Source organism: Pseudidiomarina terrestris, from assembly GCF_030466375.1.
GTDB lineage: Bacteria > Pseudomonadota > Gammaproteobacteria > Enterobacterales > Alteromonadaceae > Pseudidiomarina > Pseudidiomarina terrestris.
In genome coordinates this window covers 737,683-750,988 of record NZ_JAGGJE010000001.1, presented here as the reverse complement: position 1 = coordinate 750,988, position 13,306 = coordinate 737,683, and the positions used below count along the sequence as shown (strand labels likewise).

The following is a 13,306-nucleotide window of genomic DNA, read 5'->3' as shown; positions in this document are numbered from 1 at the left end:
CATGAGAAGACGCCGTTCCACAATTCGTGATCATCACGCCGAGTCCGCTCTGTTCGGACGACGGGTCGTCGTCGCTCTGGTGATTGTGGTTGCAGTCTTTGGCGTCCTGCTTGGGAATATGTACCAGTTACAGGTCACGGAATTCCAAAGTTTCCAAACCCGCTCAAATGATAATCGTATTAAAGTTGTACCCTTAGCGCCGAACCGCGGCATCATCTACGATGCGAAAGGTCGCATATTGGCGGAGAATCGCCCGGTATTAAGCCTCGAAGTCATTCCTGAACGTGTCCAGGACCTCGAAGCAACGGTCGCCCGACTTGCCGCTCTACTCGACATCAGTGTTGACGAGCTGGAGCGTTTTGAGCGCAATCGCAAACGTGAACGTCGCTTCGAACAGGTGATTTTACTCGATCAGTTAAATGAGCATCAGGCCGCGATTTTCGCTGCCCGTCAGCACGAGTTTCCTGGCGTTAGCATCGAGGCCCGCCTGGTACGTCATTATCCCTACGGCGAGAGCCTGACCCATGCGTTAGGCTATGTTGCGAAAATTAATCAACGTGATGCTCAGCGGCTCAAGGAACAAGGGCTGGCAGCAAACTACGCGGCCACCCGCACCATTGGCAAACTGGGTATCGAAGGCTATTACGAGGAGCAGTTGCACGGTGCGGTCGGCTATCAGCAGGTCGAGGTCGACATCCATGGCCGCTCAATCCGCACGCTGGCGATTGAGCCTCCTATTCCAGGTCAGGATCTGGTACTCGAAATAGATATCGCTTTACAGCAAAAAGCGCAACAGATCCTCGGCACTACCCGCGGTTCAATTGTGGTGATGGACCCCAGGGATGGCGCCGTGCGCGCCATGGTCAGTCAACCCAGCTATGACCCCAACTGGTTTGCGCAAGGCATTTCGGTGGCGCAGTACCGTGGTCTTTTGGATTCGATCCATTCCCCCTTACTGAATCGTGCCACCCAGGGCGGCTACCCCCCTGCTTCGACCATCAAGCCACAGTTGGCTATCGTTGGACTGGAAGAGCAAACGATTACCACCGATACCCAGATCTGGGACCCGGGCTGGTTCCAGATCAAAGGTGTGAATCATCGTTATCGCGACTGGTTGTCCTGGGGCCACGGCTGGGTCAATGTCGACACCGCCATCGTCGAAAGCTGCGATACCTTTTTCTACGATCTGGCACTAAAACTTGGCATCGATACCATTTCCGAGCACATGGTTGGTTACGGCTTTGGTGAACGTACCGGCATTGATATTGGCGAAGAGTCCGCCGCGGTGATGCCGAGTCGGGGATGGAAACGAGCTCGTTTTAATCAGCCCTGGTACGCCGGTGAAACTGTCTCCATTGGTATCGGTCAAAGCTATTGGACGGTAACCCCTATGCAGCTGGCCGTGGCCACCGCGGTTGTAGTGAATAAGGGAACACGGCCAGTGCCGCGCCTGCTGCGCAGTATTCGGGATGCTGGTATCGAATTACCCGCAGTGCATGAACAACGCGAGCCGGTGCAACTTAACAATCCGGCACACTGGAACGTCGCTCTGTCGGCCATGGAAGATGTCGTCAGTGGCACCAAAGGCACAGCCAGAACCGCATTCCGCGGGGCACCTTATAGCTCTGGCGGGAAAACCGGTACCGCTCAGGTACGGAGCATTGCTCAGGATGAAGAATACGATGCCGAAGCCATCGCTGAGAAATATCGCGATAACGCAATGTATGTCGGCTACGCCCCTGCTGACGAGCCAGAAATGGTGATTGTCATTACCGCAGAGAACGTGATGGGTGGTGGGGGTTCCGTAGCTGCGCCCATGGCGCGTGAGCTGATGGATTTCTATTTTAAAGACGATACGGCGGTAGTTGATAATGCACCCTGACCAACAGCGTACCTCGATACTGCAAAGGCTGCACATGGATGCGCCACTGCTGATCGCGTTATTAATTACCGCGGTGGTGAGTATTGTGACCGTCTACTCGGCCAGTGGTGAAGATCTGGGAATGACACAGCGCCAGGCGATTCGTGTCGGTGCGGCATTCTTCGCCATGTTTGTCATCGCGCAAATCCCTCTCGATTCGGTGCAACGCTGGTCGCTGCCCTTATTTTCCGTTGGCATTGTACTTTTGCTGGCGGTGTTGCTGGTCGGAGAATCGAGTAAAGGTGCGCAACGCTGGCTTGATCTTGGCGTGATCACAATTCAGCCATCGGAGCTAATGAAACTTGCAGTGCCCATGGCCGTGGCCTGGTTTATCTCCGAGCAAGGCCTGCCGCCGACACTGCGTCGTCTCGCCGCGGCCTTTATTTTACTTTTGATACCCGTGCTGATGATAGCTAAGCAACCGGACTTGGGTACCTCACTACTGATTGCCTGTTCCGGGATCTTTGTGCTGTTTCTGGCCGGTATGTCGTGGAAGCTCATTACATTTTTTGCCGTTGCTATCGGTTCCTTTACGCCGATTTTGTGGATTTTCCTGATGCGCGACTACCAACGTCAGCGCGTGCTGACCTTTCTCGACCCTGAGCGCGACCCGCTTGGGGCGGGCTACCAAATCATCCAGTCGAAAATTGCTATTGGCTCCGGCGGCATTGAGGGCAAAGGCTGGCTGCAGGGCACGCAATCGCAATTGGAGTTTTTGCCTGAGCGCCATACGGATTTTATTTTTTCTGTATTCAGTGAAGAGTTTGGTTTAGTCGGTGTGATTGGCCTGTTTTTGTTGTATGGCTTTATCATTTTCCGCGGCATGATCATCGCCATGCGAGCACAGCGGGTCTACCAAAAACTTCTTGCCGGGAGTCTTACTCTGACCTTTTTTATCTATGTCATGGTCAATGTGGGTATGGTCTCTGGCTTATTGCCGGTGGTCGGGGTACCGCTGCCACTCATCTCGTATGGGGGCACATCAATGGTGACATTACTCGCCGGCTTTGGTTTACTGATGGCTATTGCTACTAATCGTCGCCTGATTCATGCCTGAATCGCGCTAAGCTCACAGGCGAGCGGCTGATCATTCATAAAGGAGATTCTGATGCGTAAGTTGCTGACCCAGGGCATTACCCTGCTTGCCTTGCTTGGTGGTGTTTCAACCTATGCCGCAACGCCAGACCCTGCGACAGACCTTAATGCCGCGCAACAAGCCTTTATCAATGAGTTGGTGAGCGAACATAATTTTGACCGCGACGAAGTTGCTGGGTTGTTAGCGCAGGCCGAACTGAATCAGGCCGTACTCGATGCCATTCAACGGCCCTGGGAAGCCAAGCCCTGGCACCAGTACTACCCAATCTTTCTCACGGAAAAACGCCTGGCCGCCGGACTTAAGTTCTGGCAGAAACATGCCGACAGTCTGGGCAAAGCCGAACAGCAGTTCGGCGTACCGGCGGAGGTCATTGTCGCCATCATCGGCGTGGAGACCTTTTACGGCGGGTACTTAGGCAACTATAAAGTACTTGATGCTTTGTATACCCTGGGCTTTCACTATCCGCCCCGCCAGAGCTTCTTCCGTTCTGAGTTAAAAGAATTTTTACTTCTCGCTCGTGACGAACAGTTAGCAGCGACCGAACTCAAAGGTTCCTATGCCGGAGCCATGGGCTACGGTCAGTTTATCTCGTCCTCTTATCGCCATTACGCGGTGGATTTTGATGGTGACGGTGTCCGGGATCTACTCAATAACCCCGTCGATGCCATTGGCAGTGTCGCCAACTACTTTGTCCGCAACGGCTGGCGACCGAACGCACCAGTGGCGATCGAACTCCCTGCCACGCCAGCCAACGCCGAGCTTGCCAGTGACGGATTAAAATTAACCGCTACGGTCGGCCAACTGACAGCAGCGGGACTCGAGTTACCGCCGGAACATGCAGAGCTTGCCGCTGACCTTGACGCCAAGGTGTTTCGTTTTGAGCAGCCTGATGGCGCCGACTACTGGCTCGGTTTGCATAACTTTTACGTGATCACCCGTTACAATCGCAGCCCTCTGTATGCGATGGTAGTGCACCAGTTCAGCCAGCAGCTTGCTGCGGCACGTAAGGAGTAGTTTCAGACATGCAACGCGTCTTTGCCATCGTTGTAACCTTGTTGGTACTGACAGGTTGTAGCTCTTCAGCTCCACCCAGTCGCTACAGTCAAACCCATGACAGCATTCCCTCGCGTTTGCCCACTGCTGACGAACTCATTGAACCGGTCCCTCGCACCGAACCCCCAAGCCGTCAGGGCAACCGTACTTACTCGCTGTTCGGCCGCACCTACGATATTTTACCGAATGCACAGGGCTACAGTGAAGAAGGCATGGCGTCCTGGTATGGTGAAAAGTTTCATGGGCACCTGACCTCCAACGGCGAGACCTATGATATGTATGCCATGAGCGCTGCCCATAAGACGCTGCCGCTGCCTACCTATGTACGGGTCACCAATCTTGCTAATGACCGCTCCGTCGTGGTGCGGGTCAATGACCGCGGTCCTTTCCATGGCGAGCGGGTGATCGATCTTTCTTATGTTGCCGCCTATAAGCTCGGGATGCTCGCCACCGGCACCGCACGCGTGCGTATCGACGCGCTGCATCCGCAAGCGGGAAATCAGCAGTTAGCGGTAACCACGCCCCTGGAGAGCGCTGTCGGTGCCCAGTATTATGTTCAGGTCGTGGCAGGTACGAATCAGCAACGTCTGCAGCAAGAAGCTGAAAAGTTGGGACAAATCTATCAGGTACCTGCAACTACTCAGGCCAAAAATGGTCTACACGCTGTAATGCTGGGCCCTTTCGCAGCCATGCAAACCGATCGTCTGCTCAACCGGCTTCGGGAGGATGGCTACCGGGACGTTTTCCGCGTTCCCGTGAGTCCCTGATACGACCGTTTTTTCGAAAACAGTTGCTCAACTGTGCTAGTATTTGCGCGCTAAACTCTTAATGATGACAACGTAGAGACAACCAACCATGAATTCTGTATTTAAACAGTTGATTCGCACTGTTGCACTGCTCGCAGGTGCAACTGCCTTCGCCGCTCAGGCAGCTATTATTCCGCCGCCCCCGCAAGTGAATGCCAAAGGTTACATCCTGATGGACTACACCACCGGCTATGTGATTGCAGAGGGCAATGCCGACGACCAGCTGGCTCCGGCGAGCCTGACCAAAATGATGACCAGCTACATCATTGGTCGCGAGATTCAGGACGGCCGCATTCATCCCACTGACCTGGTGACAGTGAGCGAGAATGCCTGGGCAAAGAACTTCCCGGAATCTTCGAAAATGTTTATTGAAGTCGGCAAACAGATCAGTGTTGCTGATTTAAATCGCGGTATTATTATTTCCTCAGGCAACGATGCCTGCGTGGCCATGGCTGAGCACATCGCTGGCAGTGAGTCAGCCTTTGCCGACTTAATGAACAACTATGCCTATGAACTAGGGATGACCAATACCCACTTTGCCAACAGTCATGGTTTACCTGATCCGGAGCAGTACACCTCACCACGGGATATGGCGCTCTTAGGTGCAGCATTGATCCGCGATGTGCCGCAAGAGTATGCCATTTATTCAGAAAAAGAATTTACCTTCAATTCCATTAAACAATACAACCGCAACTCACTGCTGTGGGATGCAAGTATGAATGTTGATGGTATTAAAACCGGTCATACCCAGGAAGCAGGTTACAGCCTGGTCACATCAGCTGTGGAAGACAACACCCGCTTAGTGGCAGTGGTCATGGGAACCAGCAGCGAACAGGCGCGTAAAATTGAAAGCAAAAAGTTGCTTAACTACGGCTTCCGTTACTACGAAACTGTGCAGGCCTACACTGCTGGCGACCGCTTTGTCGACCAACGCGTCTGGGGTGGTGAACAAGACACCGTGCAATTGGGTATCGCCAATGATGCGGTCATTACCTTACCGCGTGGCCAACGGGAAAACCTGAAAGCCAGCATCGAGCTTAACGCTGAACTCGAAGCACCTGTTGCTAAAGGTGTGGAAGTGGGTACGGTGAGCATTCAGCTGGCCGATGAAACCATTGCCAGCTATCCCCTGGTTACCCTTAACGATGTCGCAGAAGGCGGTCTCTTTAAGCAACTAACCGATTGGGTTGTACGTAAATTTAACGAAGAGTAACACCTTGTATGAGCGGTTTAGTCTATCTTAATGGCGAATGGCTTGCTCCTGAAGAAGCAAAAGTCTCGGTCTTTGACCGGGGCTTTTTGTTTGCGGACGGCATATATGAAGTGATCCCTGTCTACCAGGGCCGACCCTTTCTAGTTGAGCATCACCTGGCGCGTTTGCACCGCTCACTCGCAGCCATCAATATTCCTGATCAGCCAGAGGGTTTCTGGCAGGATCTCACCAATCAGCTGATTACCCGCAATCAGGTGACCGATGGCCTCATTTATTTCCAGGTCACCCGTGGTGCCGAGACGAAGCGCTCGCACCTGCCACAAACCGTGCTGACACCGACAGTATTCGCCAATGTGTCGCCCTTGCAACTGCACTGGGATACACCGGCGCCTGCCAATGTCGTTCTGTGTGAAGATATCCGTTGGTTAAGGTGCGACATTAAGAGTATCAGCCTGCTTGGCAATATCATGCTGAAACAGTTCGCCGAACAACGCGGTGCCATCGAACCTTTACTCCATCGAGACGGCAGTATTACCGAAGGAGCATCGAGTAATTATTTCGCCGTCAAAGACGGTGTGCTTTACACTGCCCCTGCGGATCACTTGATTTTGCCCGGCATCACCCGCATGTGGGTATTGCAATTGGCCGCTCAGCTGAACCTGCCCGTGCGCGAAGAAGCCTTTACTATTCGTGAGCTGGCGCAACTCGATGAGCTGTTCCTGACCAGCTCAAGTCGTGAGATACAGCCGATTGCAAAAATTGATGATATAATTATCGGCAATGGCCGCTGTGGTCCCCTCACACAAAAACTTGTTGAGGCATTTCACGAAAGTAAGCGCGCGCATTTAGCTTAGGAGTAACCCATGCAAAAAACCCGTTTCGATGAGCTGGTCGAGTTTCCATGTCACTTTACCTTTAAAGTCATGGGCCTGGCAAAACCGGAGCTTCCTGATGCGGTCGTTGCCGTCGCACAAGAGCATGCACCAGGTGATTACAATCCAGCAGTAAAGCCCAGCAGCAAAGGCAATTATCATTCCGTATCCATTCAAATACGGGTCGAAAGCCAGAGCCATGTTGAAACCCTTTACCAGGCCTTAGCGGCGCTGGAAGATGTTCGCTATGTCCTCTGATTTGATTGTTCGGCAATTAGGTCGGCAAGACTACGAGCCCATCTGGCATGCGATGCAGAGCTTTACGGACGCTCGCGACGCCGACACCACTGATGAGCTATGGGTGTTGGAGCACGAGCCTGTGTTTACCCAGGGACAAGCCGGCAAGGCCGAGCATATACTCGCCCCTGGCGATATTCCTGTGGTGAAGGTAGACCGCGGCGGGCAAGTGACTTACCATGGCCCCGGGCAACTGGTCGTATACTTTTTGCTCGACTTGCGACGGTTGAAAATTGGCGTCCGACAATTGGTGACCCATATCGAAGCTACCATCGTAAAACTGATGGCCGAAGCTGATATTGAGGCTGCAGCTCGTCCTGATGCGCCCGGTGTCTATGTCGGTGACGCTAAATTATGCTCATTAGGTCTAAGAATTCGTAAGGGCTGTTCATTTCATGGACTGGCTCTAAATGTTAATATGGATCTCAGTCCATTTTTACGCATTAATCCTTGCGGTTATGCGGGAATGCAAATGGTGCAGAGCAAAGAATTAGGTGGCCCGGCAACCGTTGCCGCAGCAGCTGCACGGGTAAGTGCCATCTTCGCCGAACAGCTCGGCTACCAAAACATTCATGAACACACAGGATTAGACAACGCTTATGTCCAAGCCAGTTAGAGTTGAACCCGGGGTAAAATTACGCGACGCCGAAAAGATGGCGCTTATTCCGGTTAAAGTTGTCCCAACTGAGCGGGATCAAATGCTCCGTAAGCCAGAGTGGCTGAAAGTTAAGCTACCTGCGTCAACTCAGCGCATTGATGAAATTAAGCAGGCCATGCGTAAGCACGGCTTGCACTCAGTCTGTGAAGAAGCTTCCTGCCCGAACCTGCCGGAGTGCTTCAATCATGGTACTGCGACCTTTATGATCCTGGGTGCCATCTGTACCCGCCGTTGTCCTTTCTGTGACGTTGCCCATGGCCGCCCGTTGCCACCGGATCCGCAAGAAGCTGTTAAGCTCGGCGAGACCATTCGTGATATGAAGGTGAAGTACGTGGTGGTGACCTCCGTCGACCGTGACGACTTGCGTGATGGCGGTGCCCAGCATTTTGCTGACTGTATCCGTGAGATCCGCGCGCACAGCCCCGGTATTCAGGTCGAAGTTCTGGTACCAGATTTCCGCGGACGCATGGACGTTGCTCTCGAGATTTTAAGTGGCGAAGCACCTGACGTGTTCAACCATAATCTGGAAACTGTGCCACGTATGTACAAAGCTGCCCGTCCAGGCGCCAACTATCAGTGGTCGCTGGATTTGCTGCAACGCTACAAAGAATCACGTGCTGATATCCGCACCAAGTCGGGTCTTATGGTCGGTCTTGGCGAAACTAACGACGAAATTCTCGAGGTCATGCGTGATTTACGTGCCCATGACGTGGATATGCTGACCATTGGTCAGTATTTGCAGCCTAGCCGCCATCACCTTCCGGTGACGCGCTACGTGACTCCTGACGAGTTCGAAATGTTCCGTGAGGAAGGCGTTAAAATGGGCTTCACCCACATCGCCAGTGGTCCTCTGGTACGTTCGTCGTATCACGCTGATTTACAGGCGGCAGGTAAAGAAGTCAAATAGCACGCTATTAACAGGGGATCTGACGATGAGTACGCTGATTTGGTGTTTATTAATTGCCGGTTTACTTCCCATCGCTGCCAAAGCACCGGTGGTTTACTTTCAAAACCGTGACAATGGCTACGATAACCGCCATCCGCGTGCTCAGCAGCAGCGCTTAACCGGCCCCGGCGCTCGTGCCGTAGCCGGGCATTATAACGCCTATGAAGCCTTTCCCCTGTTCGCTGCCGCAGTCTTGCTGGTCATCGCTACCGGTCATGTCGGCGTCGTCAATCAATGGCTTGCGGTCGCTTTCGTTGGCTTGCGGATTATTTACCACGTTCTCTATCTTGCCAACTGGGACAAGTCGCGAAGTTTAATCTGGTTTCTGGCGTTACTCTGTCCGGTGATCATGATTGCCCAGACCGCCATCTCATTGTCCATTTGAGCGACGTAGCAGCTCAAGGTAGACCTCGGGCCAAACATTGACGTCATGGTATTCCATGGCGGTCATGTGAGCCACAGGCTTCCAGCTGTAAACCTTTTCCACAGCATTGCAGGTCGCGCTCGGGAATAGCCCCACCGCAACCGACGCAGCGGACCCCAACTGCCATTTACCATCGCTCCCGCGCTGCGCCAGGTCGCGCCAGTCCGCAACAGCGTCGCGCCAGGGCAAGCGCTGCCATAACTTCTGCAATTCGTGACTCGATAGTTGCTGCGTCACCGTGGTGACCACATTGACTGACGGATGCAGATAACGTCCCTGGCAATAATTTTCCGCCAACGCGGCCGACATCGGATACTCGTCAGCAAACCCCAACCAGTGCCCTACTTCGTGCGCCAGGACATCGACAGATGCGTCTACGGGCAACACCATCTGCCAGTGGCTAGCGCTACCAATTGCCGGTGTGCCGCTGGCGATAAACACCAGCTGGCGTTGATTCCACTCACGTGGCAACAAGGCTAAATCACACTGTTGATGGCCGCGTTGGCCACCACTACGGCAATCCAGTTGGTCATAATCCTGATACCAACGGATGTGAAAGCACTGCACAAATTCAGCGAGAGGATGTGCCGGCCATTGCGATAGGGTCTTTATGGGCTCCTGCGAGCGCCCTAGCGGCAACCACACCTGAATCGCTTCGGGCTGTTCAGGAGAGCGGCAAGTTGCTGGAACTGCGGGGCTAAGGTCGGTGGTGACACCCAGCAGCTGTTCTGGCAAAGGCTGCCAGGAGTCGGCAGTTGCCGCATGGCAAAGCAGTAACAGACCGGCCGCGCTGCAGCTGGCAAGAACGGATTTAATTGGCGCGGGCAGCATTCGCTTGTTGCTGACTCCAGTCCATTTCAATCGCTGCATAGCGGTGTTCCAGAAACATATAAACATTGGTGGTCAGCGCCAGTCGGAAATAAACGGCCGCAGTATCCCACTCACCTTCTAATTGCTTGAGCTTGCCCAGATAGAAGTAGGACTCGCACATACGCTCAGCAAGGGTTTCATCCGCAGCTAAACCCTGAGTTGCGTAGGAAGAAAGAAACTCATCTTCGCTCATAACGCCAATGTACAAATCGACCAGTCCCCAGGCCCAGGCATCGGTGCTGTGTTCCAGACGCGCTTTTGCAAGTTGCTGCTGAGCCCGCTGTGGATCACCTTCCTCCACGGCAGCCAGAAACCGCCAGATGGCGCGATAAGGGTCGCTTGGATCTGCCTCAAAGTAATGCTGTAAATCGTCATTGGCAAGGTCAAAACGATGATCGTAGTAGCCAGCCACACCGCGATTCAGGTAGGCATAAGGATGCTCGGGTTCAAGTTCAAGCACGGCTTCAAAGGCCTCGTAAGCGTACTCAAACTGGCCCAGTTGGGTGTAATGAATACCAAGATAGTTGTAGGCGTCAGCCAGGCGCGGTTGGTAATCCAGCGCCCGATTGAAGTCGATCCGCGCCAGAGTGATTAAGCCCAGCGCATCATACAGGCTACCGCGGCGGTAGAGGAGCTGGCCCATACTCTCCGCATCCAGCTGCTCCGCCTCCTTAGCCATAATATCAGTCAGCTTCGCCAACTCCAGCTGAAAGCGGCCATCAGGCGCCTGCGGCGCAACTACGACGAGGTTTCCGAGACTTTTATCTTGCGCTGTTGGAGTGCTGGTGCAACCGGCGATGCCTAAGCAACAGATCACCATCAGCCAGCCGATGCGATGAAAATTCATGATAACTCCTGACTACCCTGCTTGCGATCCATCATACCGCACCTTCGTAGAAAAAAGAAAAGGGGCCGAAGCCCCTTTTTGTAAACAAATGAGAAGTTGATTTTACTCAGCTTCGTCCTGGCCTTTGTCCTGGCTTACTTCAGCTGCCGGTTGCGCTGCTTCTGCAGGCTTATCAGCGGCTTCTTTCATGCTCAGACGGACACGACCCTGGCGGTCGATTTCCAGAACTTTCACCGGCACAACGTCACCAACATTCAGGTATTCGTTGACATCATTCACACGCTCTTCAGCGATTTGTGAGATGTGTACCAGACCATCTTTGCCTGGCAAAATCGTCACGAATGCACCGAAATCAACGATACGTGCGACTTTACCCTGGTAGATACGGCCAACTTCAACATCTTCAGTCAGTTCTTTAATACGGTCGATTGCGGCTTGCGCTGACTCTTGGTCAGTAGCGGCAATACGGACAGTACCGTCATCGTTAATTTCGATGTTGGTATTGGTGCTTTCCGTCAACTCACGAATCACCGCACCACCTTTACCGATCACGTCGCGGATCTTGTCCGGGTTGATCTTCATGGTGTGGTAACGCGGAGCATAGTCAGACAGCTCCTGGCGCGCGCCAGAAATCGCATCGTCCATCACATTCAGAATGTGAAGGCGAGCAGCTTTCGCTTGCTCAAGTGCTTTTTCCATGATTTCACGAGTGATACCGTCGATCTTGATATCCATCTGCAATGCGGTCACGCCGTCTTTGCTACCCGCAACTTTAAAGTCCATGTCACCCAGATGATCTTCGTCACCGAGGATGTCAGAAAGGACAACGAACTTGTCGCCTTCTTTGACCAGACCCATAGCGATACCAGCAACCGAAGCTTTAATCGGAACACCAGCGTCCATCAGTGCCAATGACGTACCACAAACAGATGCCATTGAGCTTGAACCGTTTGATTCAGTGATTTCAGAAACCACACGAATGGTGTACGGGAATTCTTCCTGGCTTGGCATGACGGCTTGCACACCGCGCTTCGCCAAACGACCATGGCCGATTTCACGACGCTTAGGCGAACCCACGAAACCGGTTTCGCCAACACAGTATGGAGGGAAGTTGTAATGCAACATGAAGCGGTTGTTGCTTGAGCCGATCAGGTCATCAATCATCTGCGCATCACGTTCTGTGCCCAAGGTCGCTGCAACCAGTGCCTGCGTCTCACCACGTGTGAATACTGCAGAACCGTGGACGCGTGGGAGCATCCCCGTAGCGATATCAAGGGCACGTACCATGTCCGGTTCACGACCATCGATACGCTTCTCGCCAGCAATGATACGGTGACGTACAACGTCACTTTCAAGACCGTGAAATAGGTTACCGATTTGCTTCGCGTCTAAGCTCTCGTCTTCGGCAGTCAGCTTTTCAATCACTTCGTCACGCAGCTTTTTAACTTGCTCATAACGCTCAGTTTTCTCAGTGATACGGTAGGCTTCACCAATACCGTCTTCTGCCAGCGCTTTGATTTTATTAAGCAGTTCTTCGTTGGTCGCCGGAGCTTCCCATTCCCACTTCGGCTTACCAGCTTCAGCAGTGAACTCGTTAATATTTTCGATCACAGTCTGCATTTGCTCGTGACCATAAACAACAGCGCCTAACATGGCATCTTCTGACAGTAATTGTGCTTCAGACTCAACCATTAATACGGCATTGTCGGTACCTGCAACGACCAGATCAAGTTTAGACTCGGTCAATTCGTCCAGGGTAGGATTCAATACGTATTCATCGTTGATAACACCAACGCGTGCCGCGCCGATTGGGCCTGCAAAAGGTACACCAGCAATGCAAAGTGCTGCCGACGCACCAATCAGAGCCACGATATCAGGGCTCACTTGAGGGTTTACAGAAACAACGGTAGCAATGATTTGCACTTCGTTTTTGAAACCTTCAGGGAATAGTGGACGAATTGGACGGTCAATCAAACGCGAGGTGAGGGTTTCACCTTCTGACGGACGACCTTCACGCTTGAAGAAACCACCTGGGATTTTACCTGCAGCGTAAGTACGTTCTTGATAATTAACTGTTAGCGGGAAGAAATCTTGCCCTTCGTTGGCTTCTTTTTTGGCAACAACAGTAACCAGTACTGAGGTGTCATCCATGCTGGCAAGTACTGCGCCAGTCGCTTGGCGCGCCATGGCGCCGGTTTCTAATGTTACGGTATGACGACCGTATTTAAATTGTTTTGTAATCGGATTCACGTTTTTTTCCTTTACCTTCTTCTCTTAAATTCACATGCGTTGTTCGAAATATC

13 protein-coding genes are annotated in these 13,306 nt (G+C 52.8%); 10 read left to right on the top strand and 3 right to left on the bottom strand.

Annotation, left to right across the window (positions count from 1 at the left end; genetic code table 11):
• Position 1 precedes the first annotated feature (1 nt).
• The 10 genes from mrdA (at position 2) to J6J28_RS03465 (ending at position 9,247) form a co-directional block, all read left to right on the top strand.
• A complete protein-coding gene (gene mrdA, locus J6J28_RS03510; protein WP_301719941.1) occupies positions 2-1,882 on the top strand; it encodes a penicillin-binding protein 2 in 1,881 nt (626 codons plus the stop codon).
• Positions 1,872-2,978, top strand: a complete 1,107-nt coding sequence (gene rodA / locus J6J28_RS03505) for a rod shape-determining protein RodA (protein ID WP_301719940.1) — start codon at positions 1,872-1,874, stop codon at positions 2,976-2,978. The genes mrdA and rodA overlap by 11 nt, the downstream gene beginning before the upstream one ends.
• 51 nt (positions 2,979-3,029) lie before the next feature.
• Positions 3,030-4,031 carry a lytic murein transglycosylase B gene (mltB, locus tag J6J28_RS03500; RefSeq protein ID WP_301719939.1) on the top strand — a complete coding sequence of 334 codons (1,002 nt, stop codon included), beginning with the start codon at positions 3,030-3,032 and terminating at the stop codon, positions 4,029-4,031.
• 8 nt (positions 4,032-4,039) lie between these two features.
• The gene (locus J6J28_RS03495; RefSeq protein WP_301719938.1) at positions 4,040-4,837 is read left to right on the top strand and encodes a septal ring lytic transglycosylase RlpA family protein; all 798 of its coding nucleotides are present in this window, start codon (positions 4,040-4,042) and stop codon (positions 4,835-4,837) included.
• A gap of 88 nt (positions 4,838-4,925) precedes the next feature.
• Complete coding sequence (locus J6J28_RS03490; RefSeq protein WP_301719937.1) at positions 4,926-6,089, top strand: D-alanyl-D-alanine carboxypeptidase family protein; 1,164 nt, start codon at positions 4,926-4,928, stop codon at positions 6,087-6,089.
• An 8-nt stretch (positions 6,090-6,097) separates the two neighbouring features.
• A complete protein-coding gene (dat, locus tag J6J28_RS03485) occupies positions 6,098-6,943 on the top strand; it encodes a D-amino-acid transaminase (RefSeq protein WP_301719936.1) in 846 nt (281 codons plus the stop codon).
• A 9-nt stretch (positions 6,944-6,952) separates the two neighbouring features.
• A complete protein-coding gene (gene ybeD / locus J6J28_RS03480; protein WP_301719935.1) occupies positions 6,953-7,219 on the top strand; it encodes a DUF493 family protein YbeD in 267 nt (88 codons plus the stop codon).
• Positions 7,209-7,874, top strand: coding sequence for a lipoyl(octanoyl) transferase LipB (gene lipB, locus J6J28_RS03475; protein ID WP_301719934.1), 666 nt, complete (start codon positions 7,209-7,211; stop codon positions 7,872-7,874). The genes ybeD and lipB overlap by 11 nt, the downstream gene beginning before the upstream one ends.
• Positions 7,858-8,823: a lipoyl synthase gene (gene lipA, locus J6J28_RS03470; protein WP_301719933.1), complete on the top strand. Its 966-nt coding sequence runs from the start codon at positions 7,858-7,860 to the stop codon at positions 8,821-8,823. The genes lipB and lipA overlap by 17 nt, the downstream gene beginning before the upstream one ends.
• A gap of 25 nt (positions 8,824-8,848) precedes the next feature.
• Complete coding sequence (locus J6J28_RS03465) at positions 8,849-9,247, top strand: MAPEG family protein (protein ID WP_301719932.1); 399 nt, start codon at positions 8,849-8,851, stop codon at positions 9,245-9,247.
• On the opposite strand, the gene J6J28_RS03460 is transcribed toward J6J28_RS03465, so the two are convergent.
• From J6J28_RS03460 to pnp, 3 genes are all read right to left on the bottom strand, one after another.
• On the bottom strand, positions 9,233-10,156 hold the full coding sequence (locus J6J28_RS03460; protein WP_301719931.1) for a hypothetical protein: 924 nt from the start codon (positions 10,154-10,156) through the stop codon (positions 9,233-9,235). The two genes, J6J28_RS03465 and J6J28_RS03460, sit on opposite strands and share 15 nt — an antisense overlap.
• Positions 10,098-11,003, bottom strand: a complete 906-nt coding sequence (gene nlpI / locus J6J28_RS03455) for a lipoprotein NlpI (protein ID WP_301719930.1) — start codon at positions 11,001-11,003, stop codon at positions 10,098-10,100. Before nlpI ends, J6J28_RS03460 begins: the two co-directional genes overlap by 59 nt.
• A gap of 102 nt (positions 11,004-11,105) precedes the next feature.
• Positions 11,106-13,253, bottom strand: a complete 2,148-nt coding sequence (gene pnp, locus J6J28_RS03450; protein ID WP_301719929.1) for a polyribonucleotide nucleotidyltransferase — start codon at positions 13,251-13,253, stop codon at positions 11,106-11,108.
• Positions 13,254-13,306: the final 53 nt, after the last annotated feature.